Raw genomic sequence first — 21,018 nt, 5'->3', positions numbered from 1 at the left:
GATATCAATCCCGTTGCAAATACGGACACGCCCTCACAGACGACAATGTCAAAGTCGACTCGAGGAATGGTACACGTGCCTGTATTACTTGCCGCGAGCCTTTATCGGAGCCCCAGTGACGGAGGAGGCCATTAGAACCGTCGAGTGCGGTCTCTTAACCGGAATGAGCTTTAAGCAACTCACAACTCCGGCTGCTGGTCATCGGTCGACGCTCTCTTTCTTGCAAGTGCGGACACTTAGGTTGACACGGCCAGACATTAATAGGCGCTGGGCCATGGCGGCACGCAATCCAGGCACCGTCCGAAGCTTCAGTAGCGTCCATTCAATAGCGCCTATCCGTGGGTTGCCGGTCGAAATCCCATCTGACTTCATGCGCAATGATATTCCGCTCTATGTGCCGCAAGATGGTGATTACGAGTGGTTGTTCAGCCTTACGCCGCGCTATCTCCAAAAAAGCGCTCGCGAAGATATCGTAGGTGATCTTTGGATCGAACTTTCCGAGCGCCGGGTGGATCGTGCCGGTGTCCCGGCCTGTGCGAAGCGTATAATCGCGGCCTACAACAAAGAAAATCCGATGAAGACTTACGGCGACATTCGCACGCCGCTGCCTCTCGACGCGCCAGCCTATCTTGACGGGACCATGTCGCGCGCCGAGATTGTTTCGGAGAGCCTCTGGTTGTGAACTCAACCGTCGGAGGGCAGGCCCGCCGGTTCACGCCGGCGGGCTCCTCTTACAAACGCTGTTCTCAGATGTTTCCCTCGGGTCTACGGAAGCCGAATGGATCAAGCGCTAAAAACCGCGTTTCTCCTCGTCGGCGCTGGAGCCACACGCCTATAGCTGTGCGATCGGCCTCGGAGACCTGCTGATTAGAGGCGATCTTTTCCATCACCTGTACAATTGGTTCTGGTGTGGGATCGGCCGATTGGATCGCGATTGGCTTCCAGATTCCGAGACATACAATAGCGGTCCCGAACAGTGCAAAAAATATACCCGGAGCAACCTGCTTCAACACGAGCCGTCGCTGACCCCATGCTGCCTGCAGTTCACCCGCTTTCTCAAAGTATCCAAGCTTGAATAGGCTGTAACCAAGGTACAAAAGAAACGCGCCGATCACGAGTGCTGTGGTCCGAAAGAAAACCAGCATAGCAACCGTCGCGTCGAATTGAACGAAGGGATTGGAGAATGAATCCGCGATCATGGGAATGACCTCGCGGCACGCCCCGGCCAAATCGAGGCTGCGTTCATAAAGTCTTCATCGCTCGCGAGGAGCGCTGAATGTGGAGTATGCACCCGAAAGCTGCGGCGCGCGAGAGCAAAGTGCGTGTCGTGGCCGTGAGAAGTCGCAGCCGCAGAAAAAGATGCGGGTAGCCCGCGCACGTTGATCTAGGTCAAGCGACGCCTTTGTGTTCCCCGAACCATCCGGCCATGAACCTGCCTCACGAGCCTCGCCCGGCTCAAGAGCCACCTGAGCCCAAGCCCACGCGATCGGAGGAGGCTCGACGCGTCATCGAGGAGTACCTGAACGATCTGCGGGAGATCATCAGGAAGCTCCGTCGGCGCCTCAATGAGGGGGCGCCCTGAGACGCGGACGACAAGGCCCGCGGGTCTACGCTGGCGGGCCTCCTGCACGTGAGTGTGACACGCATTGTGTGAAGTAGTTCATAAGCGGCAGGTACCGCCAGCTTAGCGTGCGCGCTTCCACTGGAGGGAAGCGCAATGAAGTGGAAGTTGACAACCTCTCGAATGCTCGCGCTGATCGCCGTCGTCTTGGTGGCGGCTGGTACTACGATGGCCATCGGTACTCCTCGTGGAGTCTATGAACCGATGTTGGGATCCGATTGGCAATGCAGCCGGACCATACTGCTCGTGACCACGTGTGCTCATTCAAGCATTAGATCGGAATAAACGCCGAGCCGCCTGCAGACGGACCCCAATGTGGTTCTTTCCCTTTCGGGTTTAACTCGGGAACGTAGTGTCGGTTCAGAGCCCCGCATGATGCCGATACGGGCAAAGATCGTCCGGCCGCCGCCTTCCGCCACGAGGATCAGCGCCTCCATGGCAGCTTGCCAATTCTTGCGCGCTATGCTCCTTCTTCGGCAGCGCGGCAATGTACTCGCCGGCATCCATCAGCGTCACCAGCTTGCGGCCGTTGACCTCGATCGGCTCCTCGAAAGGCCGCCCCCAGCCGTTGATCATTTCGTGCTTCGCTACCCCCTGATTGCAAGTCGCAAGTTACCCCGCTCAAAGTCAGGCCGAATATCGGCGCCGCGCCCACCGCAACCATGGCAGACGAACCGCGGCTCGAGATCGGAGAGCCTTACACTGTCAGGCCAGGGTCGGCGTCCAGAGCAATGTGATGACCGCAAGGGCAATAGACGAGGACGCCGCGCACACCCATCTGCCGCATCTCGCCGAAGGTGATCTTGAGCGGTCGGCCGTCGGGGTGCGTGGGCGAGTGGTGTCGGGCAGGGCGGGGCATGCCTCCATCCAAGCGCGGCGCCGGCAGGAGTCAGATTATCAATCCCTCGGTCCCCGGAGAGCGCGCAGGCTACTGCGCGTTGTGGATCAGCGTAATCTTTGGACCGACGATGTCGAGGGCAACCGTTTGGTGGGTGTCGCAGCCGATTCCGCGGGGCTAGGCCGGAAGCAAGCCACCGGATGCAAGGCACCGACGTCCGAGGCTCACGGAATAACCTTCTTATGCTCCCGCGCTGCTTCAAGCCAACACTGGATGGCGTCTTGAGCATTCTCGATTGCCTCGGCCTCGGTCTCGCCATCCGACATACAGCCCGGCAGATCAGGAACGGTCGCAAGAAAGCCACCGCCATCCTGTTCGGAAAGCGGCGCTAGCTTGATGGCATATTCCGGTTTCTCGCCCATGCTCTCAGTCTCGCAGGAAGGCTACCAGGCTTCTTGATATATCGGCTTAATGGAGCGCCTGAAAGGGATCGTCGGGATTTCTTTTCCCGCTTGATGATTTGACGGGAACTGCCTCCACGAGGAGGGCTAAGGGTTGCGCCGTGTGCGGATTAACCAAGGCCTACATAACAAATTCAGGGCAAATCGGTCGCTCCGCTCGCGCGGTTCGGCTCGCGCGGTTCGGCAACCCTTCTCAATGCCGCTTTGATCGTTGTTTGGTGATCACGATGACGTTGCATTCTGTCGATCCAGCAGCCGGCTTGCGTGTGAGGACTGACTCGGAGCATGCTGGATAAAGCGCGCTGTGACCTTCCTGCGAGCGCGTCCATTGTCCCGTGCGGCTAAAGCAATACCGTCGCGTCACACCGGCTCCATAGTCGATTCCGAATGCTGCGAACTGCCCCGACGTCGGCGTGAGGGACCGCATCGAAACACCACTATAGAGCTCGGGAGTGCAGGCAATCGTCAGGTCACCGCTCTCAGTGATCCCATATGCATTTATCAAATCGAGTTTGTTGCCGTTTACAACGAGTGCAGCTTGACCGCTTGCCGCGCAGTTTCCGACTTGGCCATTGTTCAATGCATCGACCTGACGCTTCGGTTGATGGCATGAGCGAGCAGCCATGGCACAGGCAGCACGCCATTCAGATGGTCTGCGCACTCCCTGACGATCAGGAAGACGCGCTGATCGTCTTGCGAGCGGCTGAGCGTCTCGTCAGGGGCTACCTGATGGAGCCGCAGGCGAACGGATCGATACGCACCGATCCTTCCGCGACGGTCGTTTCGCTCAAAACCGGAAACTGAAGCAAAGGCCGGTTCACCCGGTGGGCCTTCCCTTGCTGCAAAGCAAGGGATGACCCCTGGGTGGGCTGGGAGGTACAAAGCGAAGGCGAAGGCGGGCGCTCTGGCCGGCATCGGCGTACCCGTCGAGAGTCATGGAATGCTGCGCATCCGAATGCTTAGCGGTAAGCTTCGCAAGGGAGGGAATATCAATGAATCCCATGGACAAGATTTGGATTCTCTTGGCCGAATACAACACGCTTAGAGCCGAGGTTTTGGCGGCGCGAAGCTATATGGGCCAAGGCGCTGGCATATTTGCCGCCGCCCTCATGGCCAACATTGCGTTTGGATATTCTGCGGGCAAGGACTATCTCGCATTGACGATCATCCTCGGAATGTTGACGCTTGTTTACTTCGTAGCGCTATTTGCGTGGAACGAGAAGAACACGATTTCCGCCACGGCGCGATTACGCGAGCTTGAGGCCGAAATAAATTCTCTTGCGGGCGAGCGGCTTCTGCTTTGGGAAACCGTCTACGGCTACGGGGGCATATGGCGAAAAACAAATCCGCACCCTCAAGAATAAACCTCGCCTGAAATTCTGAACTGAGCCGCGAGCCCTTCTTCATCGCTTAGAGGACAGCGCATTCACCGCAGGTTTAGGGTCAAACTCGAACTACCAATGTCCGGCGAGCCCGGGGTAAAATTACTGGCACGAAGACTAACGGCGGACCCACCTGAGACGGCTGCCTTGGTCGTGGGGCGCTGGCTCGCGCTTACACCGCGTTCTGGGGCGTCGGCCAACTCGGGTCGCAACAGCGTGCAGAGTGTTGGCTGCTCCGACCGGCAAGGGCGCCGTGACCGGTGCCAAGCGCCCCGGCGACGGTAATCGTTAGGGCGGTGGCTGAATAAACGCATATCTTCGAATTCGACATCGAATTAGCCTCTCTGAAGCGGCAAATCAGCAGTGTCAATATGGGCGCGACGACAGCCCGCGCAATAGCGCGGCCTGCTACGGCCTGATTGGAGCTCTGCTCGGCGCCCCGATCGGCTTCGTCATCAATATGACGCGTCACCTTGGCCGACGCTGAATGAAGATCGCCGTCTGCTCGAGCAGGCATTGCCGCAACACCACCGCAACACAGTCACGCTACCTCATTGCAATGACTAAGGCGCGGTCGGATTTCAATTCCGAGGGTCGGGAGTTCAAATCTCTCCGAGCGCGCCAACAAAATCAATGACTTAGGAGCCCTTTACCCTCGGCATTTTCTGGCGCGGGAAACCGTCGGGAAACCGTTTCGTTCGATGCGGAGCCACGGGACGGCAGAACGGGAGGGGGAGGCCTCTGAGAAAATTTTTTCTTTACGAAACGCGCGCGCAGCCTACTTAGGGTCCTTCGAAGGCCGGGGACGGCTTGAGCCGTTCGGGTCTGTCTCAGGCTGCATGCCCCTTTAATTGACCGCCAGAACCGAGCTGTGAGACCTTCTGCCTAACGGCCGAACGACGGCGCACGGCTAACGTGACCGGCGCTCTTCGCGAGCCCTTCGGCCAAGAGCTGCTTCTGTATCTCGTGCGGCAGGCGCGTCGCCAGCTCGCTGTTGGCTGCCTTGTCCCACGCCTTGCGGGCGGATGCGCCATCCTGTCCTAGCGCTGTGCTGGGTGTCTCCGCAAACACGCCTTTGATGGGAAGTCTCGACTTGCTGCGCCTGATCGCAATGAACGTGCCGCCGTTTGCCGATACTAGGAAGGCGTCGCGGATGTTGAGGTTCGCCGAGCCCCCGGCCGTAAGCCGGTACGTGCTTCCCGTCATGCCGCCAGGACGGCTAACACTCGCGCCAGTCGCGAGCAGGTTGATGCGCATTTTATTCGCTGTGAACGATGCTGAGAGGCTGGTCTGCGTCGTCCGCTTTACCTTCGTCACGCCGTCTTTGATACGTGCCTTAGACACGCCAATGTCTTTGGCGATGATCTCGAGAGCGATCTTTCGCGCCGCCGTCGCGCTCTTGTCGACTGCTCTTCTAATTGCATTGCGCATTCCGCGAACAGATAACTCGCGAGCCCACTGTTCCAGCTTGCTCGCGTCAACGGTCACATTGATCTGCATCGTATCGCTTGCCTTTTAGTTAGTTGGACGGGTCCACGCGGTGTGCTTTTTGCGCCGCTCCAACCACAATCATGGAAGCGATCAGTGAGAACAGCGAAGACGAAGAAGACCAAGACGCCCGCTCGTCGCGAATGGACTGCGGTTGATCTGAAAGCGCTTAAGAGCCATTCCAAGCAACGGACACCCGTGGTGAAGATTTCGAAGCAGATGAAGCGCACTGTTGGTGCCCTTCGTCAGAAAGCGCTTGTCTTGGGCATCGGCTTGGGACATCAGCGCTAACAGCTTTCAGTCGGGTCCCACTTCGTCGGCTCGCGCGGCTCTGGCATCATGGCGGCCGCGCGGTCGCACTGCTCGACCATGCGAGCGAGCTGCGAACCCGGCGTGATGCTCGGCACAAGCCTCTTCGCGATAGCGCTGCGGCTGATTGCATCCAGTTTCGCCGCTGCTTCATTGAGCGTATCGGCAAGCTCGTTCAGCGCTATTATCATGGCGCGATCATTCATCGCCGCTCTCCGCATTGTCCGCGTCGCACGCAAACGGCTTGGCGCCGTTGCCAGTGCGCAGATAGTTGAGCGGCACTTCTTTGCCAAGCCGCTCGCCTTCGGCATAGCACCGAGCAGAGCCCACACCGATGCAGCTTGCGAGCAATGCGGTCAGCGTCTCCACGGCATCGGCCACCCGTTCGAGCTGGGGCGCAGCGGCAGCGATCTTTTCGAGCGCGTCGGCGGCCCGTCCCAGCCGCGCGTCTTCCGACAGCGCGAGTAGATCGGTCAGTCCGATGGTCTGCTCAGGTTGATTGGTCATTCGGTCTTTCTTTCGGGTTACCGGGTTTGAAGTTAACCACTAACTTCGATCCAATTTTAATAAGACAACAACGCTGCTTGTGGTGCGAGCCCGCGCGGCTCAACATGCGGGGCATTGCCATTTTCCGGCTATCGGCGGGACCGGGAAATTGACTTCGCAAAGTCACCTCTGCATTTTGGAGCATCTCGCCATGATCGAACGTCGGGCAATGGCGCGCACGCCGGTGAACCGGGCGGCGCGGTTGTCATTTGGTGAAATTCGCGGGACCCATCCGTGTATGGTGCGCGACATCAATGCCCTGGGCGCCTGCATCTCCACGCCATACTACGTGTTTGCGAACGAGCTTGTGCTGTCGTTCGACGGACATTCTGCGATCTTCATCTGCCGCGTCATGTGGCGAAAAGGAACGCTCTGCGGCGTTTCATTCCTTCTGCATCGCCGCTCGTCGGAATTCGCAAACGACTCCAGTGAACCACTCGCAATCCTGGCGGTTGAATAACGCCTTTGGTCGGGCAAGCCCTCTGGTGGGTATCGGCCTTCGCCGTCTGCCGCGCAGACAATTCGGCTTCTTCGTCCTGTTCGTCATGCACCGGTTCGAAGGCCGAACTATCAGAAGGCTTCGATTGACGCGTCAGTCCCTGATTTTTGATCCATTCTCGCGCTACTTGGCGATCATCGTATTGACCGGACCGCGGTTTATCGTCGCTATGCTCGCCTGCCCCCTCCCATTGCGAGAAGAACAAAGAGAGCGTAGGCACGGGCATGTCCGGCCATTCGCGCATGACGTGGCGCGCAGCCAGAAATCGGTTAGTCGAGCAATCGCTACTCGGGTTCGTGAAGCTCAAGGTCGACGACCTTGGGGAAATCACCAAGGACTGCACGGCCGTGATGTCAATCGATGACGGCCAGAGCGTCTGGGGTTGCCGGTGAGCGCTATGCAGGCGTTGTGTCTGGCGTGAACGGTATCCGGACGAAGACTTCCTCCTCCGATACTTCCGTGATGGTTATCCCACCGTCTTGCAAAAGATTGTCGACAACGGTGTCCAAAATTGAAAATTCCGCGATGTCGGACCAGTGACTATAGCGAGCCATAAGGGTTGCGAGTGCAGAGTCCAAACGATGGATAGATTCAGCGCACCAGTGATCCGAGATGAATTCGCTAGCTGCTCTGTGGTCAGCGAGTGTCATTCCAAGGCCGTGAAGCTGACCCAAAAGGTACGCTGCGAATTTCAAGGTGTTTCCGTATTCTGCTCCGACTTCGCGGACAACCGTGGGAATATCACCGTGCAGCCGATACCGTTTTATGGATTCGTTCGCGCGCCCGCGCGCATTGCTAGCTGCACCCATAAAGATTTGCGCTAGATTGTCTGCCGTTCCGTTCGTAGAGAATTGCGCGCTAAAGTAACAGGCTGCGTATTCTTCCCAACATGAAACAGAAGTGCCGCCGAGCACATTCCGTCGAAGGTTTGAATATCGAGCCTGCATCAAGACGTTCGGGAACGCTTCATCGCGAGCTTTCAAATCGTGAACGTGGCCGCACTCATGCGCGATGAGATAGAGAAGCTCACGATTGAATTCGACGCCCTCAATTCCTCGTAGAATGGTGGCATCGTAGACCATATGAGCTTTGACCACTCCATCCCGTAATACGGCCGGTGTCATTGCAACGCCCTGACCGTAAGTTTCCGCTGTTGCCGTAAGTGGCGTAGTTCCTTCGATCCCCCTATCAACGCTCGCTAATGCGCCTGCGTAATCATACGCAACACTCACTGCGTCCAGCCGTTCTAGGTTCAAATATTGCCCGAGCACCTGCAAATAAAAATGCAGAGTATCGGCAAATTTGCGTGCTGCTTCCGGGCTTTCGAAGCCGCCAAGAGTCATAGGGAGAGGAGCGGGAAGACTAGACGGAATCTCGGAAGCGTTGTCCGTTGTTTCACTTACCATTAGTCAGTCGCCATTCCTTTGGACCAACCATTTGCGCGTGCCATTGTCGTCTACTTGTAGTTCAATGTTTCCGTAGTAGCGCGTTGAGAAAACTGAATTTGCGTGAGTGCGATACTGGGGGCTTGCATCTGTCGGCGGCTTCTTGCCCACGGAAACGATCACCACAGAGGGTTTGATCGCCTTCAGGGCGTCAAGGTGGAAGCCGCTATCCCGGCCATGATGGGCCGCCTTCAATACGGCCGCGCCGAGCGCGGTCCCGTAATATTTCAACATGCCATCCCAAGCGGTCTGCTCCGCATCACCGGGGAGCAAGATCGATGTGCCGCGGTGTGTTACCCGAATAGCATAGCTAAGGTCGTTCGATTTCTCTGTGCTGTTGCACCAATTAACTAAGTCGGAAGTTGGTGACAGCAGTTGAATCGCGTCGCCTGTGCCGTTCCCTGCCTCGTCGCAGCCAAAGGCGTAATGGCGGTCACCGCGATGATAGTTCTTTGCGGTCAGTCCCAGCTTGCCGCTGCGAAGAGCTTGGTAGTATTCCCAATCTTCTTTGTCGGCATCGCTTTGGAAGCTGGGTGTGGGTTTCGTATGAGCAATGTCCCAAAAGTTCGTGAAACCGATCTCTTCGTGCAGACGCTTTATTCCCCGCATGTGATCTAGGTCGGGGTGGGTTAAAATGAACCGGAAAAGCGACCTCTTTGGATAGTTCTGCTTGATATAGGCAATGGGATCAGTCAGATCGCTGACAGCATCGGCGCGTGCCTCCACTAAAAGCGCCGTGCTGCCAAGTGCGTTGCTCTGTGAAGCTGCTCGTGCTTGAGCATATTCCTCGACCGTCTCTTTGTCCGGGTCCTGCGAATTGTTGATATCGATCAGGGTGAGGTTGCCGGACGGATGCTCTATTAGAGTCGCATCGCCGTGACCTACATTGAGAAAATGGACCTTCAGCATGATTACCTATCACCGGACGACAAGCTTCAACCGCTTGCCTTTTTTGTTCGCGATCTGGGAGCCGTGCCCGTCTTTGGGAGATGAGGGGACTCGGTACTAAGCAAAAGTTGCCGGGCATAGGTCCGGGATGCCTCTCGCACCGCCTCTTCCGATGAAAAAAGTGCAAGATAGGAGGCGTGCAGGAAGGCAATGACAAAAACCGGCGCCAGTCCCGTAAGGTCGTGCGGAATCAATTTATACCGATAGGCAGTTATGCAGCCGAAAACGATGGCGACATTCAAAGCAAGAGCGGGCCACTTCAGCGCATATAGATTGCGTCGGTAGCCGTATGTCACGTTTTCATTGAATAGGATTTCGAAGTGCTTTTTGTCGCGGGTGTTTTCGCGTAGCCATGTCGCTGCGCGCGTATAGAAGCTGTCCGCGGCCGCAGGATCAGCAGCCTCTTGGGCTGCGGTGGGAGCCTGTTCGTTAAGTCTAGTAGCTAGCGCCGCGTGCATCCGCATCCTGGTCGGCTCATCGAAAGTAGGATCGCGATGGCGCAGTATTGTTGTGCTGGGGAGACCTCCCATGCGCTCATTGATCCCTGGCTCGATGTGTTTGCCTCGGCGCCTTGCGACATCAGCAAACACCATCAACAGAACCGTGAGTGCGGTTCCGGCAATTGCATGTGTCACGCCTAGTGACTTCCACGAGATAAGCACCCACGCCAAAGTGAGGGCCGGTGCTGCGGCGATGATGGCCGGGACGAGTCGAGCGAAAAAGGTGTACTTATCGAACTTGGGCAAGGGTTAGTCGTCCTCAACGTCAGATGAAAAGGCGATTGTGCTGGCATCGACCGTGCCAGCTCTACGGTCGTAGTCACTACGGAAGTTGATCCACGAATCATGTGTTGAGTGCACGATGTATCCGCGACGGGTGAACGCATTCGCTACCTTCTTGCGCGGGTAGATATCTTCGTTTTTGCCTACAGATGCGATTGCGTTGCCGCGACCTTGAGCTGGGAACGCGCCGAGCCACCGGTTGAGGACTGCCGGGGTGACGTTGCGTCGGCTGCCATGATGAGGAATCTGAACGAGAGTTGGCTGAAGACTGGGAAAATTGTTCTCAGCGTAGTCGGCTGCTTCGTTAAGCCCGTCTGGACCAACATCGGCGGTCAGCAGGATGCTCTTAGTACCGAATGTCCCCATCTGAACTACCGAAGTCTCGTTCGAAGCGGAGGTGCTTGGAGGGTTGTTGTCCAGCGTTTCGAGGTCGAGACGCTCCTTTATTTTTTCGACCACGTTGCGCAAAGCGCTTCCGAAGACCGATCCGAGTCCGGCCGTGTCACTCCGGTAAGCTGTGGGGGTCTTGTCGAGATCAGGAATGAGACGAACGTAGCGTTCACGACTAGGAGCCAAGACTTTGAAAGCACCTATCTGAGCACCTTGCAGAGGTGCACGGATTTGGATGCCTCGCTCGGCCGCAATTGTTTCCATCTCCACCAGATAGGGATGCATTTCCCGCATTCGCTTGACGAGGCCCTCACGAGTGTAGGCGCCGTGAAACTTATCGAGCACTTCGTCCACGTAGTCCCAGGGGCGGTTCATCCAGAGCGTGTGGATGGTAAAGCCCTCATGTTGGAGCACCTTTATCAGGCCGCACGCGTGATCATTGTCTGCGTGGGACAAGACGACATTGGCGATGTTGGCGGGCTTCGCGTAGTACCGCTCGACGTGGGAAATGATCTGCTCGCCAGTGTCGGTAAAGCCGCCATCCACAATGTTGATGTAAAATGCGCTGTCTTTGGTATCGCCCCATCGGACGACAATAGCGTCGCCATTGCTGTCACCAGCCCGGAGGAAATCGATTTCGTACGGCAATGCACGCTCCTATGCACGGCCGTCGTCTCGGACGGTCGTGAGCTGAGGCGATCTGGGCAAAAATCGGAAAGTTGTGTAGGCCCCTAGGTGCAGCTATGTGGTGCGTCTGCCTTTTGAAGCAATAGTAAGAAAGGAGGAATCGCGCAGTTTTCCACTGACACTTGGTTTATATACGTCAGCAGACCTGACGCATGCTGCACTAAGCCGCTTCTTTGGTGGCTGCATCGCTGCGTCGTGTGCGCGAAATATAGTCCGCAATGGCATCCACTGCTTGCCGCTTCTCAGCCTGCATGTCGTAACGGTCATAGGTCTTTCCGCTGCCGACAATGGCATGATGCGTGAGCGCCTCCGTCGTGTCGCGCGGGATTCCCATCGTCCGCGCCCAGGTCGTGGCTGACCGGCGCGCGTCATGCGGAGACCATTCGGCCATTTTCAACTTCAGCCGGAGACGGCGCACAGCTTGCGACAGGGCATGTCGGTCAATCGGCTTGTCGCCCTTGCCCCGAGTGGACGGGAAGACGTACGGGCTATCGTGTAACCAGCAGGCTCCATAGTTCGAATGCGCCCTTCTTCTCCACGCCACAACGGCGCACGCCATGCGGCGTAGACCCTCGCGGGAAGGGATTCGGAGCTCCTCACCGGGGGCACTCGAGAAAGGGCCCGCCGTGATGAAGTATGCCGGCGTCGCTATCACTGCTCCGTTCCCGGGTGCCCTCTTAAGTAATAGGAGCGAGCCCCACGCCGGTCGGCAGCGCGGCCGGACCCAGGCTGATCGAGCAGAAAGACGGCTCATCACAAGGGTCAAACGCTGCCAATCGCCGTGGTTGCAATGGTAAAAGTTCCTTCGCCGACTTACTGGGGGCAGGATGGTTAAGGCATTTCGGAATTTGATCATGGCACTTACTTTTGTGGGAGTTGCCGGCTGCAACATGTTTTGGAATTTCATGAACGACTATATGGCCTATGGCCTTGCGCTGGCGGCTTCAGTTGCAGCCGGCTTTTGCGTTGAGCGCATCTTCATCGAGCGGTCCCGTCGGGAGATGATCCGCCTCCATGGCGCGGACTGGCATTCGGCGGAGAACCGACAGCTCGACTCATGAGCATCACCTGTCGCGGCTCATCGTTTTCATCATCCGATTGCTCGCATTCGACCCGAGGGGCCTAGCCCGATGATCAAACCAGTCCATCCATTCCGGTTCGCACGCATCGAGCGCCTGCGAGAACTGCTTGAACCAGACTCCGACACGGCAGTTGATCTGAATGCGGGTGTGAGCACCACGGAGCTGGTGAGACCCGATCCGCCAATGCTCGATGCAGGCTTGATAATCGGTCGTGATCCAGGAAGGGGCGAACTGGGCCCTTCGTTGCGAGCCATGCGAGCACTACGGCACGGCAACCGGTCAATACGCCCGAGTAGCACCACGATCTGGAAGAGCGATGACCATAAGCCGGCCCCGAGGTAGGGGATGCCGAAAGCGAACTCCCGGCTCCGTTGGTCCTTATCGCTTACAATATTGCCACAGGGCTCTCGTCGTAGTCGTCACCAGCGCCAGCCGTCCGAACTAAGTCGGGCGCGAGGCTTACGGCATCAGCTGGCGGAGAAGCAGTGCATGAGCTGGCAACCTGATGATTGAAGGCGGCCCTATGTGGTGTCCCTCACCGGACGGCAGGTCGTCACTGGAAACCAGCACTATCTGCTCTGGCGACGTGGTCTCGAGAACCACTTCGAGCGACATTGCCGAGCCGACGCGGCGGCAACTCATGGCGTTAGTGGACAACCCAGCCAATGAGCGGCAAGAGCGGAGCCTCAAAGGACTCGGCGGGACCACTATACCTTCCTCCGTGGTACCTCGGCGAAGGTTGCCTCGAGCACAACGTGCTCGCGCCTATCGAGCGCCAACGAAACCCGTGCCCAAAGGTCGCGCGACGACGCGTCTCGTGGTGAAAGATCGACGAGCTTTCTTGTTTGTCGTCGGGCCGGGAGCGGCGGGCGAAGGTAGAGGGATGATCTTTTTTGCAGCGTGCCCGGGTTGTGCCCCAGACTTTTCGGGGCACAATGTAGGGGAAGCAAGTCGCTAAGTCACTAAAAATGCTGGACAAATGGTGGGCGCACAAGGGATCGAACCTTGGACCTCTCCCGTGTGAAGGGAACGCTCTCCCGCTGAGCTATGCGCCCGGGACCATCATGCAGACGGCCGGACCTGTTCGGCCGGCCGGTGCATTGGAGCCCGCGATTTAGAAGTGCGGGCTTGAGGTGTCAAGTTTCCAGGTGGCTCGAAGCTGGAAAAGCTTGCGGCAACCACGCCGCACGCGACGGAAAGGCCGGTTTTGGGCCGCTTACGCGCCCTGCTGGCGGGCGCGGGAGGCGTGGGCCTGCAGCGCCCGGATCCGCTCGGCCAGCGTTCCGCCGCCTTCCGGCAGGCTCGGCGTGGCCGTGGTCGCGGCGTCGTTGGCGGGGCGCGGCGCCGGTTTCGGCGGTTGGCCGGCTTCGGCCGCGAGCAGCGCCTCGATCGGCGAGTTCGGGCCTTCGAGCTGCATCGCGAGCTTGGCCACTTCGGCAGCGATGTCGTTGATGCGCTCGCGCAAGAGCGCGTTCTCCATGCGCTCGGTCGCCCAGGAGCTTTCGGCCTGCTGCTGGATCGCGTTGATGTCGCGTTGCAGCTTGGCGCGCTCGTCGCGGGCGGTGCGGAGCTGCTCCTCCAGCGCGGTCTTTTCCGCGCGCAGCTGCTCCATCGCGGCCGACGATTTGCCGCCGCTGAGGCCTGCGATCTCGACGCGCAGCTCCTTGACGGTGCGCTCGGCTCCTTCATTGGCTTGGCGCAGCTGGTTGTTCTCGTAGTCACGTTCGGCGAGCAGCTTGCCCTGCGTCGCGAGCCGTCCCTCGAGATCGACGACACGGCCGGACAGCATCTCGGCTTCCTTGACCTGCAGCAGCAGCTGGCGATCGAGATCGGTGACGCGCTGGCTGAGATTCTCGACACGGCCGCGGGCATCGCCGAGCTCGCGCGAGGCGGTTTCGGATTCGGTGCGCTCCTGCGCGAGGCGCGCCTGGGTCGCCGTGAATTCCTTCTCGGCGTCGCCGACGCGGTTCTTCAATTCATCGATCTGCGCGCGCACGGCGACCAGCTCGACCTGGCGGCTCTCCGCCATCATCGAGCGGTCGGACAGCTCGGTGTTGATCTTGGCGAGCTCGTTCTGCTTGTCGGTCAGCGCGTTCTCGGCGGCGCGCAGGGCTTCCGTCTTGGTGTTGAATTCCTCTTCGGTGGCGCGGAGCTGCTCCTTCACCGCCTTCTCGCGCGCTTCGAGCGCGAAGATCGTGGCGTTCTTCTCGCCGAGCTCGATCTTCATGCGGTTGATGGCGTCGCTCTTCTTGCCGAGCTCGGCGAGCTGGCTCGTGGTCTTGTTCTTGAGCTGGTCGACGCTCATCTCGAGCCGCCGTGCCGACATCGCGAACTCGGCGCGGAGCTGGTCCTTGTCGGCCTGGATCTCCGCCATCGACAGCGGCGTTGCGGCCTCCAGCCGGCGCGTGGTCAGGCGCACGGCGCGGCTATGTACCAGCGGCACGATCGCGAGCCCGCACAGCATCGAAATCAGGAAACCGATCGCCAGGTACATGATCGGTTCGACCATGGGCCAGAACTCCCAAGCTTAAGGAAAAATTCACCAACGACCATGCCATGGCGTGCCGGCAAAAAGCCAGCCCCGGCCTGTCGTTAACCTTGATCCGTAACGGGAGAGGAAAACCCTGACGTGGGTCTGGATCAGGCGGCGCTCTAGAACGGGTTCCAGGTCGCTCGCGGCGTGTATTTGAGATAGCCGATATTGGCGCCCAGCCGTAAGCCCAAGCCCGAGCGGATCGGCACCAGCACGATGTTGTTGGCGGTGAGCGCGGTCATGCCGAAGCCGCCGATGATGTAGGCCGAGCCGTCGAGACCGGCGAAGCGCTGGTAGATCGCGTTGGTGGCGGGCAGGTTGTAGACCAGCGTCATGGTGCGCGCGCCGTCGCCGCCCCAGTCGAAGCCGAGCGAGGGGCCCTGCCAGTAGACCCTGAGGTCGCCGGCGTTCTTGGTGTAGAGCGTGCCTTCGCCATAGCGCAGGCCGGCGACGAACGCGCCGGAACCTTCTTCACCCAGGATGTAGCCGTTGGGCAGGCCCCATTGGCTGATCGCCTTCTCGATGATCGAGGCGAGCCCGCGCGAGACGTTGCCGAAGAAACGGTGCCCGGCGCCGACGAGTTCATCCGGCCCGTAGGTGCTGGGTGTCGGGGTCCGCTGCGGCGGCGGCAGGTCCGGCGGCGGCGCCGTCTGGGCCGAAGCCGGCACGATCCAGCCGATCATCGCGGCAAGCGCGAGCGCAGCAAGGCGTGTTGCGAAAGTCATCAAAGAACCCCTGGTACCAAATCCGGTCGCTTCCTTAACCTGACGCCAACAGGCATGGCTCTAGGTTGCGCCGGATGTCCCCTCGACTCGGATGTTATCCGTAGCAACTATGACGGCACAACGGCAGGAAGATAGCCCTTTGCGCCCCGGAATTGCCTTGATCGGCCTCGTTCTGTGCCTGCTCTCGGGCATATGGCTGGGCGGTGCGGGGCGGCCGGCGGAGGCTGCCACCACCGAGCGGATCGTCATCAATCGCTTCAGCGGCGTCGCCATCGAAGGGTTCGACCCCGTCGCCTATTTCGTCGATGGCGGGCCGATGCTGGGCACGTCGGAGTTCGAGGCGAACCTCTGGGGCGCGGTCTGGCGCTTCCGCAACGAGGGCAACCGGGCCTCCTTCCTGGCCCATCCCGAGGTCTACGGTCCGCAGTACGGCGGCTACGATCCCGCCGATATCGCCCGCGGCGTCACCGTCGCTGGCAATCCTCGTTTCTTCGCGATCGTGGCACAGCGGCTCTATCTGTTCAGCCGGGAAGCCAACCGTGATGCCTTCGCGGCCGATCCCGACAAGTTCCTCTATGAGGTCGGCAAGCGCTGGCCGGCGCTTCTGGAGCAGCTCGGTCAGTAACGGCCTACCGTCTTACAGGCGGGCCGCCTGCGGGTCGCCCCAGGCGACGAACTCCGGAATGATGAAGCCGCTGGCGTGCCGCTCCCCGAAGCGAATCTCGCCGCCTTTGCCGTCGGTCACCTTGCCGCCGGCCGCGGTCACCACCGCCGAGCCGGCGCCGACGTCCCATTCGCAGGTGGGCCCGAAGCGGGGGTAGATGTCGGCGCTGCCTTCGGCGATCCGGCCGAACTTCACCGCCGAGCCGCAGGTCTTTCGCACGGCATTGGGCCTGTCATCGATGAACGCCTCGCTCCTGGCATCGCCATGCGAGCGGCTCACGGCGGCGATCCAGGGCTCGCCCTGCGCCGGAAGCTTGCGGGTGTGGATCGGCTCTGCAGCGCCGATGGTTGCGCCGTCAAATGTCACGCGCTCGGCGCCGCGGCCGACGATGCCGCGCCAGAGCAGGCCGAGCGCGGGCGCACTGACGATGCCGAGCAACGGCACGCCCGATGTCACGAGGGCGAGGTTGACGGTGAACTCGTCGCGGCCGGCGACGAACTCCTTGGTGCCGTCGAGCGGATCGATCAGGAAGAAGCTGCCCTCGAACCGCGGGGAGGCGAGCTGGGCCCGCTCTTCCGAGAGTGTCGGGACATCGCCTGCGAGCGCTGCCAGGCCTTCAGCGATGATGCCGTCGGCGGCGAGGTCGGCCTCGGTCACCGGCGAGCCATCCTGCTTGCCGTCGACCCGCATCGCGGCGCGGTTGACGGCAAGGATCGCCTCGCCGGCCTTCACGACCAGGGCGGTGAGCGGCTCCATCAATCGGGACGCGGCCTCGGCGTCGATGATCCTCACCTGTGTGCCTCATTCGTCAGCAAGTCTCGCCCCCTCAATTGATTCGCCCGCAGGCCTTTATGGCTGCTTCGAACCTATCGCAAGCTAGCTGCCACGGGCTGGCGAATGTTAGAACCCGCAGCATCCGTCAAGCATGCGTGATTCGCGGCGTCAGCGCCGTGCAATTCCAGGAACCCTCCAGGACCCCATTATATGTCTGACGCCTCGTCGCCCGCGACCGCTACTGCTCCCGATATGCTCGAACTCGCAGCACTGTTGTGCTCGCGGGTCTGCCACGATCTCATCAGCCCTGTCGGCGCCATCGTCAACGGGCTCGAAGTGCTCGACGACGATCCCAAGCCCGAAGACCGCGAGTTCGCGCTCGACCTGATTCGCAAGAGCGCCAAGACCGCCTCCGCCCGCCTCCAGTTCTGCCGTCTCGCCTTCGGCGCGGCCGGCTCCTCCGGCGCGCAGATCGATCTCGGCGATGCCCAGACCATGGCGAAGGGCCACATCGAGGACGGCAAGTGCTCGATCACCTGGAATCTGCCGCGGCTGCTGTTGCCGAAGAACCGCGTCAAGCTGCTGCTCAACATGCTGGTCGTCGCGCAGCACACGATCCCGCGCGGCGGCATGTTGAAGATCGATCCGATCGGCGAGGGCGAGACGATGAGCTTCCGCATCACCGCGACCGGACACAACGCGCGCCTGCCGCAGAACATCTCCGAGCTGCTCAGCGGCGAGCGGGGACCCGCTGCGGACGCACACGCGATCCAGCCCTATTATACGCGTCTGCTGGCGCAGGCCTGCGGTCTCACCGTGACGCTCGCGCCGGAAGGCGAGGCCATCATCGTTACCGCTTCGTAAACGGCGCGGCGCGCTTAGCTCGTTAATCCAATCTTTACGGGGCGCTTCGGCTTGTCCGGAGCGCCTTATCTCTTTGTTGGTTCCGTTCTTTTGCACATACTCAACCAATATTAAACGCTTTGCGGTGAAGCTGGCCCCATTCCGAATAGGCGCATCACAAATCGTGCGCGCCCTTCCTGTATGAAGGCCTGTTTTCATGGATGATCTGTTGCGGGAGTTTCTGACGGAGACCAGCGAGAGCCTGGACACCGTCGACAATCAATTGGTGAAGTTCGAGCAGGAGCCGAACAACGCCAAGATTTTGGACAACATCTTCCGCCTCGTTCACACCATCAAGGGCACTTGCGGCTTCCTCGGCTTGCCCCGGCTCGAAGCGCTGGCCCATGCCGGCGAGACGCTGATGAGCAAATTCCGCGACGGCATGCCGGTAACGGCCGACGCGGTGTCGCTGATTCTGGCGTCGATCGACCGCATCAAGGAAATCCTGGCCGGCCTCGAGGCCACCGAAGCCGAGCCCGAGGGCAACGACCGCGATCTCATCGACAAGCTGGAAGCGATGGTCGAGCAGGGCATGGCCGCTATGGCGGCAGGTAGCGCTGCTCCCGTTGCCGAAGCGCCGCCGCTCGTGCCGGAAGCCCCGGCTGCCGCACCCGCGACCTCCGGCACGCTGATCGACCAGACCCTGGAGCGCCCCTTGCGTCCGGGCGAGGTCTCGCTCGACGAGCTCGAGCGCGCCTTCCGCGAGACCTCGATCGAAGCGCCGGCGCCCGCGCCTGTTGCCAAAGCCGAGCCCGCGCCGGCCGCTGAAGCGCCCGCGCCTGTTGCCAAGGAAGCCAAGCCCGCCAAGGAAAAGGCCGCGCCGAAGAAGTCGATGGCCGACGAGGGCGCATCCGACGGCGACCGCATCGCCAACCAGTCGATCCGCGTCAACGTGGATACGCTGGAGCATCTGATGACCATGGTCTCCGAGCTGGTGCTGACCCGCAACCAGCTCCTGGAGATCTCCCGCCGCAACGAGGACACCGAGTTCAAGGTGCCGTTGCAGCGCCTCTCCAACGTCACCGCCGAGCTGCAGGAAGGCGTCATGAAGACGCGCATGCAGCCGATCGGCAATGCCTGGCAGAAGCTGCCCCGCATCGTCCGCGATCTCTCGGGCGAACTCGGCAAGCAGATCGAGCTGGAGATGCACGGTGCCGACACCGAGCTCGACCGCCAGGTGCTCGATTTGATCAAGGACCCGCTCACCCACATGGTGCGCAACTCCGCCGATCACGGCCTCGAGACCCCCGCCGAGCGCCTCGCCTCGGGCAAGGGCGAGCAGGGCACCATTCGCCTGTCCGCCTATCACGAGGGCGGCCACATCATCATCTGCATCGCCGACAACGGCCGCGGCCTCAACACCGACAAGATCAAGGCCAAGGCCATCTCTAGCGGGCTCGCCACCGAGGCTGAGCTGGAGAAGATGTCGGAAGCCCAGATCCACAAGTTCATCTTCGCGCCGGGCTTCTCGACCGCCGCCGCCATCACCTCGGTCTCCGGCCGCGGCGTCGGCATGGACGTGGTGCGCACCAATATCGACCAGATCGGCGGCACCATCGACATCAAGTCGGTGGCCGGCGAAGGCTCCTCGGTCACCATCAAGATCCCGCTGACGCTCGCGATCGTCTCGGCGCTGATCGTCGAAGCCGCAGGTGACCGCTTTGCGATCCCGCAGCTCTCGGTCGTCGAGCTGGTCCGCGCCCGCGCCAACAGCGAGCACCGCATTGAGCGCATCAAGGACACCGCGGTCCTCAGGTTGCGCAACAAGCTCCTGCCGCTGATCCACCTGAAGAAGCTCCTGAAGATCGACGACGGCGCGGCTAGCGATCCCGAGAACGGCTTCATCGTGGTCACTCAAGTGGGCAGCCAGACCTTCGGCATCGTCGTCGACGGCGTCTTCCACACCGAAGAAATCGTGGTCAAGCCGATGTCGACGAAGCTTCGTCACATCGACATGTTCTCCGGCAACACCATTCTGGGCGATGGCGCGGTCATCATGATCATCGACCCCAACGGCATTGCCAAGGCGCTCGGCGCCGCCGGCTCCTCGGCCCACGACATGGGCGACGAGAACGGCGCGCACCATATCGGCTCGGGCGAGCAGACCACCTCGCTGCTGGTGTTCCGCGCCGGCTCCAGCCAGCCCAAGGCAGTTCCGCTCGGGCTCGTCACGCGCCTGGAAGAGCTGCCCGCCGACAAGATCGAGTTCTCCAACGGCCGCTACATGGTGCAGTACCGCGAGCAGCTGATGCCGCTCGTGGCCATGGAAGGCGTCACCATCGCCAGCCAGGGCGCCCAGCCGATCCTGGTGTTCGCCGACGACGGCCGCTCCATGGGCCTCGTCGTCGACGAGATCATCGACATCGTCGAGGAACGCCTCAACATCGAGGTCGGCGGCTCCGCCAGCGGCATCCTCGGCTCGGCCGTGATCAAGGGCCAGGCCACCGAAGTGATCGACGTCGGCCACTTCCTCCCCATGGCGTTCTCCGACTGGTTCACCCGCAAGGAGATGAAGCCCTCGCTGCACTCGCAGTCGGTGCTGCTGGTCGACGACTCCGCGTTCTTCCGGAACATGCTCGCGCCCGTGCTCAAGGCCGCCGGCTACCGCGTCCGCACCGCGCCGACCGCGCAGGAGGGCCTCGCTGCGCTCCGTGCGCAGACCTTCGACGTGGTCCTGACCGACATCGAGATGCCCGACATGAACGGGTTCGAGTTCGCCGAGACCATCCGCTCCGACAACAATCTGGGCTCGATGCCGATCATCGGCCTCTCCGCCCTGGTGTCGCCGGCGGCGATCGAGCGCGGCCGCCAGGCCGGCTTCCACGACTATGTCGCCAAGTTCGACCGTCCCGGTCTGATCGCGGCGCTGAAGGAACAGACCGCGGGTGCCGCCGGCGCCTCCGAGCTGAACCGGGCAGCGGCGTAAGCAGGACAGGGATCA

General features: G+C 60.6%; 23 protein-coding genes, 1 tRNA gene and 1 pseudogene. 9 read left to right on the top strand and 16 right to left on the bottom strand.

What is annotated here, in order from left to right; genetic code table 11:
• Window positions 1–274 precede the first annotated feature (274 nt).
• Window positions 275–682: a hypothetical protein gene (locus tag QRQ56_RS26505; protein WP_438744102.1), complete on the top strand. Its 408-nt coding sequence runs from the start codon at window positions 275–277 to the stop codon at window positions 680–682.
• A 64-nt stretch (window positions 683–746) separates the two neighbouring features.
• Here the strand turns inward: QRQ56_RS26505 and QRQ56_RS26500 are convergent, their stop codons facing one another.
• The 4 genes and pseudogenes from QRQ56_RS26500 to QRQ56_RS26485 all read right to left on the bottom strand — a co-directional run bounded on the left by QRQ56_RS26500 (window position 747) and on the right by QRQ56_RS26485 (window position 2,881).
• Window positions 747–1,199, bottom strand: coding sequence for a hypothetical protein (locus tag QRQ56_RS26500; RefSeq protein ID WP_438744101.1), 453 nt, complete (start codon window positions 1,197–1,199; stop codon window positions 747–749).
• Between the two features lie 782 nt (window positions 1,200–1,981).
• Window positions 1,982–2,197 (bottom strand): hypothetical protein, encoded by a 216-nt coding sequence (locus QRQ56_RS26495; protein ID WP_438744100.1) that lies wholly within the window; start codon window positions 2,195–2,197, stop codon window positions 1,982–1,984.
• An 11-nt stretch (window positions 2,198–2,208) separates the two neighbouring features.
• Window positions 2,209–2,480: pseudogene (locus QRQ56_RS26490) on the bottom strand (hypothetical protein).
• Between the two features lie 203 nt (window positions 2,481–2,683).
• On the bottom strand, window positions 2,684–2,881 hold the full coding sequence (locus tag QRQ56_RS26485; protein ID WP_438744098.1) for a type II toxin-antitoxin system HicB family antitoxin: 198 nt from the start codon (window positions 2,879–2,881) through the stop codon (window positions 2,684–2,686).
• A gap of 648 nt (window positions 2,882–3,529) precedes the next feature.
• Here QRQ56_RS26485 and QRQ56_RS26480 point away from each other — a divergent pair.
• Both QRQ56_RS26480 and QRQ56_RS26475 read left to right on the top strand, forming a co-directional pair.
• Window positions 3,530–3,724 carry a hypothetical protein gene (locus QRQ56_RS26480; RefSeq protein WP_438744097.1) on the top strand — a complete coding sequence of 65 codons (195 nt, stop codon included), beginning with the start codon at window positions 3,530–3,532 and terminating at the stop codon, window positions 3,722–3,724.
• A gap of 188 nt (window positions 3,725–3,912) precedes the next feature.
• Window positions 3,913–4,284 carry a hypothetical protein gene (locus QRQ56_RS26475; protein ID WP_438744095.1) on the top strand — a complete coding sequence of 124 codons (372 nt, stop codon included), beginning with the start codon at window positions 3,913–3,915 and terminating at the stop codon, window positions 4,282–4,284.
• Between the two features lie 903 nt (window positions 4,285–5,187).
• Here QRQ56_RS26475 and QRQ56_RS26470 read toward each other — a convergent pair.
• Window positions 5,188–5,802: a hypothetical protein gene (locus tag QRQ56_RS26470; RefSeq protein ID WP_438744094.1), complete on the bottom strand. Its 615-nt coding sequence runs from the start codon at window positions 5,800–5,802 to the stop codon at window positions 5,188–5,190.
• A gap of 84 nt (window positions 5,803–5,886) precedes the next feature.
• Here QRQ56_RS26470 and QRQ56_RS26465 point away from each other — a divergent pair, with 84 nt between their 5' ends.
• Window positions 5,887–6,081, top strand: coding sequence for a hypothetical protein (locus QRQ56_RS26465; RefSeq protein WP_438744093.1), 195 nt, complete (start codon window positions 5,887–5,889; stop codon window positions 6,079–6,081).
• Here QRQ56_RS26465 and QRQ56_RS26460 read toward each other — a convergent pair.
• Both QRQ56_RS26460 and QRQ56_RS26455 read right to left on the bottom strand, forming a co-directional pair.
• On the bottom strand, window positions 6,078–6,305 hold the full coding sequence (locus tag QRQ56_RS26460; RefSeq protein WP_438744091.1) for a hypothetical protein: 228 nt from the start codon (window positions 6,303–6,305) through the stop codon (window positions 6,078–6,080). The genes QRQ56_RS26465 and QRQ56_RS26460 overlap by 4 nt on opposite strands.
• Window positions 6,298–6,606, bottom strand: a complete 309-nt coding sequence (locus QRQ56_RS26455; RefSeq protein ID WP_438744090.1) for a hypothetical protein — start codon at window positions 6,604–6,606, stop codon at window positions 6,298–6,300. Before QRQ56_RS26455 ends, QRQ56_RS26460 begins: the two co-directional genes overlap by 8 nt.
• A 190-nt stretch (window positions 6,607–6,796) precedes the next feature.
• Here QRQ56_RS26455 and QRQ56_RS26450 point away from each other — a divergent pair, with 190 nt between their 5' ends.
• Window positions 6,797–7,105 (top strand): PilZ domain-containing protein, encoded by a 309-nt coding sequence (locus tag QRQ56_RS26450; RefSeq protein WP_438744088.1) that lies wholly within the window; start codon window positions 6,797–6,799, stop codon window positions 7,103–7,105.
• A gap of 434 nt (window positions 7,106–7,539) precedes the next feature.
• Here the strand turns inward: QRQ56_RS26450 and QRQ56_RS26445 are convergent, their stop codons facing one another.
• From QRQ56_RS26445 to QRQ56_RS26425, 5 genes are all read right to left on the bottom strand, one after another.
• Window positions 7,540–8,550: a hypothetical protein gene (locus tag QRQ56_RS26445; protein ID WP_438744087.1), complete on the bottom strand. Its 1,011-nt coding sequence runs from the start codon at window positions 8,548–8,550 to the stop codon at window positions 7,540–7,542.
• Between the two features lie 3 nt (window positions 8,551–8,553).
• Entirely contained in the window at window positions 8,554–9,498 is a 945-nt protein-coding gene (locus QRQ56_RS26440) for a ComEC/Rec2 family competence protein (RefSeq protein WP_438744086.1), read from the bottom strand.
• Window positions 9,499–9,524: 26 nt separating this feature from the next.
• Window positions 9,525–10,283 carry a hypothetical protein gene (locus QRQ56_RS26435; RefSeq protein WP_085394463.1) on the bottom strand — a complete coding sequence of 253 codons (759 nt, stop codon included), beginning with the start codon at window positions 10,281–10,283 and terminating at the stop codon, window positions 9,525–9,527.
• A 3-nt stretch (window positions 10,284–10,286) separates the two neighbouring features.
• The gene (locus tag QRQ56_RS26430) at window positions 10,287–11,357 is read right to left on the bottom strand and encodes a ComEC/Rec2 family competence protein (RefSeq protein WP_085394464.1); all 1,071 of its coding nucleotides are present in this window, start codon (window positions 11,355–11,357) and stop codon (window positions 10,287–10,289) included.
• Window positions 11,358–11,556: 199 nt separating this feature from the next.
• Window positions 11,557–11,787 carry a hypothetical protein gene (locus QRQ56_RS26425; protein WP_438744084.1) on the bottom strand — a complete coding sequence of 77 codons (231 nt, stop codon included), beginning with the start codon at window positions 11,785–11,787 and terminating at the stop codon, window positions 11,557–11,559.
• A 436-nt stretch (window positions 11,788–12,223) separates the two neighbouring features.
• Between QRQ56_RS26425 and QRQ56_RS26420 the strand changes: the two genes are divergently transcribed.
• Complete coding sequence (locus QRQ56_RS26420; RefSeq protein ID WP_438744083.1) at window positions 12,224–12,457, top strand: hypothetical protein; 234 nt, start codon at window positions 12,224–12,226, stop codon at window positions 12,455–12,457.
• 1,001 nt (window positions 12,458–13,458) lie between these two features.
• On the opposite strand, the gene QRQ56_RS26415 is transcribed toward QRQ56_RS26420, so the two are convergent.
• The 3 genes from QRQ56_RS26415 to QRQ56_RS26405 all read right to left on the bottom strand — a co-directional run bounded on the left by QRQ56_RS26415 (window position 13,459) and on the right by QRQ56_RS26405 (window position 15,736).
• Window positions 13,459–13,533, bottom strand: a tRNA-Val gene (locus QRQ56_RS26415).
• A 161-nt stretch (window positions 13,534–13,694) separates the two neighbouring features.
• A complete protein-coding gene (locus QRQ56_RS26410; protein ID WP_438744082.1) occupies window positions 13,695–14,987 on the bottom strand; it encodes a hypothetical protein in 1,293 nt (430 codons plus the stop codon).
• A gap of 143 nt (window positions 14,988–15,130) precedes the next feature.
• On the bottom strand, window positions 15,131–15,736 hold the full coding sequence (locus QRQ56_RS26405) for a DUF1134 domain-containing protein (protein ID WP_438744081.1): 606 nt from the start codon (window positions 15,734–15,736) through the stop codon (window positions 15,131–15,133).
• A gap of 139 nt (window positions 15,737–15,875) precedes the next feature.
• On the opposite strand from QRQ56_RS26405, the gene QRQ56_RS26400 reads away from it, so the two are divergent.
• Window positions 15,876–16,361, top strand: coding sequence for a YHS domain-containing (seleno)protein (locus tag QRQ56_RS26400; protein ID WP_438744080.1), 486 nt, complete (start codon window positions 15,876–15,878; stop codon window positions 16,359–16,361).
• A 12-nt stretch (window positions 16,362–16,373) separates the two neighbouring features.
• Here QRQ56_RS26400 and QRQ56_RS26395 read toward each other — a convergent pair whose 3' ends face one another.
• Window positions 16,374–17,156 (bottom strand): 3'(2'),5'-bisphosphate nucleotidase CysQ family protein, encoded by a 783-nt coding sequence (locus QRQ56_RS26395; RefSeq protein WP_438744279.1) that lies wholly within the window; start codon window positions 17,154–17,156, stop codon window positions 16,374–16,376.
• Between the two features lie 228 nt (window positions 17,157–17,384).
• Here QRQ56_RS26395 and chpT point away from each other — a divergent pair, with 228 nt between their 5' ends.
• Together chpT and QRQ56_RS26385 are read left to right on the top strand one after the other, a co-directional pair.
• The gene (gene chpT, locus QRQ56_RS26390; RefSeq protein WP_438744079.1) at window positions 17,385–18,038 is read left to right on the top strand and encodes a histidine phosphotransferase ChpT; all 654 of its coding nucleotides are present in this window, start codon (window positions 17,385–17,387) and stop codon (window positions 18,036–18,038) included.
• Window positions 18,039–18,234: 196 nt separating this feature from the next.
• Window positions 18,235–21,003 (top strand): hybrid sensor histidine kinase/response regulator, encoded by a 2,769-nt coding sequence (locus tag QRQ56_RS26385; RefSeq protein ID WP_438744077.1) that lies wholly within the window; start codon window positions 18,235–18,237, stop codon window positions 21,001–21,003.
• The last annotated feature ends 15 nt before the right edge of the window (window positions 21,004–21,018 follow it).

This window comes from Bradyrhizobium sp. U531, assembly GCF_051710265.1.
GTDB lineage: Bacteria > Pseudomonadota > Alphaproteobacteria > Rhizobiales > Xanthobacteraceae > Bradyrhizobium.
The sequence above is the reverse complement of the archived record's forward strand: the minus strand, read 5'-3'. Positions and strand labels throughout refer to the sequence as shown.

What these genes read in the sequence shown, in the direction of transcription:
- QRQ56_RS26505 (WP_438744102.1), top strand. Translation starts at nt 275, where the DNA reads ATGGCGGCACGCAATCCAGGCACCGTCCGAAGCTTCAGTAGCGTCCAT.
- QRQ56_RS26500 (WP_438744101.1), bottom strand. Translation starts at nt 1,199, where the DNA reads ATGATCGCGGATTCATTCTCCAATCCCTTCGTTCAATTCGACGCGACG.
- QRQ56_RS26495 (WP_438744100.1), bottom strand. Translation starts at nt 2,197, where the DNA reads ATGATCAACGGCTGGGGGCGGCCTTTCGAGGAGCCGATCGAGGTCAAC.
- QRQ56_RS26485 (WP_438744098.1), bottom strand. Translation starts at nt 2,881, where the DNA reads ATGGGCGAGAAACCGGAATATGCCATCAAGCTAGCGCCGCTTTCCGAA.
- QRQ56_RS26480 (WP_438744097.1), top strand. Translation starts at nt 3,530, where the DNA reads ATGAGCGAGCAGCCATGGCACAGGCAGCACGCCATTCAGATGGTCTGC.
- QRQ56_RS26475 (WP_438744095.1), top strand. Translation starts at nt 3,913, where the DNA reads ATGAATCCCATGGACAAGATTTGGATTCTCTTGGCCGAATACAACACG.
- QRQ56_RS26470 (WP_438744094.1), bottom strand. Translation starts at nt 5,802, where the DNA reads ATGCAGATCAATGTGACCGTTGACGCGAGCAAGCTGGAACAGTGGGCT.
- QRQ56_RS26460 (WP_438744091.1), bottom strand. Translation starts at nt 6,305, where the DNA reads ATGAATGATCGCGCCATGATAATAGCGCTGAACGAGCTTGCCGATACG.
- QRQ56_RS26455 (WP_438744090.1), bottom strand. Translation starts at nt 6,606, where the DNA reads ATGACCAATCAACCTGAGCAGACCATCGGACTGACCGATCTACTCGCG.
- QRQ56_RS26450 (WP_438744088.1), top strand. Translation starts at nt 6,797, where the DNA reads ATGATCGAACGTCGGGCAATGGCGCGCACGCCGGTGAACCGGGCGGCG.
- QRQ56_RS26445 (WP_438744087.1), bottom strand. Translation starts at nt 8,550, where the DNA reads ATGGTAAGTGAAACAACGGACAACGCTTCCGAGATTCCGTCTAGTCTT.
- QRQ56_RS26440 (WP_438744086.1), bottom strand. Translation starts at nt 9,498, where the DNA reads ATGCTGAAGGTCCATTTTCTCAATGTAGGTCACGGCGATGCGACTCTA.
- QRQ56_RS26425 (WP_438744084.1), bottom strand. Translation starts at nt 11,787, where the DNA reads ATGGCCGAATGGTCTCCGCATGACGCGCGCCGGTCAGCCACGACCTGG.
- QRQ56_RS26420 (WP_438744083.1), top strand. Translation starts at nt 12,224, where the DNA reads ATGGTTAAGGCATTTCGGAATTTGATCATGGCACTTACTTTTGTGGGA.
- QRQ56_RS26410 (WP_438744082.1), bottom strand. Translation starts at nt 14,987, where the DNA reads ATGGTCGAACCGATCATGTACCTGGCGATCGGTTTCCTGATTTCGATG.
- QRQ56_RS26405 (WP_438744081.1), bottom strand. Translation starts at nt 15,736, where the DNA reads ATGACTTTCGCAACACGCCTTGCTGCGCTCGCGCTTGCCGCGATGATC.
- QRQ56_RS26395 (WP_438744279.1), bottom strand. Translation starts at nt 17,156, where the DNA reads ATGGAGCCGCTCACCGCCCTGGTCGTGAAGGCCGGCGAGGCGATCCTT.
- chpT (WP_438744079.1), top strand. Translation starts at nt 17,385, where the DNA reads ATGTCTGACGCCTCGTCGCCCGCGACCGCTACTGCTCCCGATATGCTC.
- QRQ56_RS26385 (WP_438744077.1), top strand. Translation starts at nt 18,235, where the DNA reads ATGGATGATCTGTTGCGGGAGTTTCTGACGGAGACCAGCGAGAGCCTG.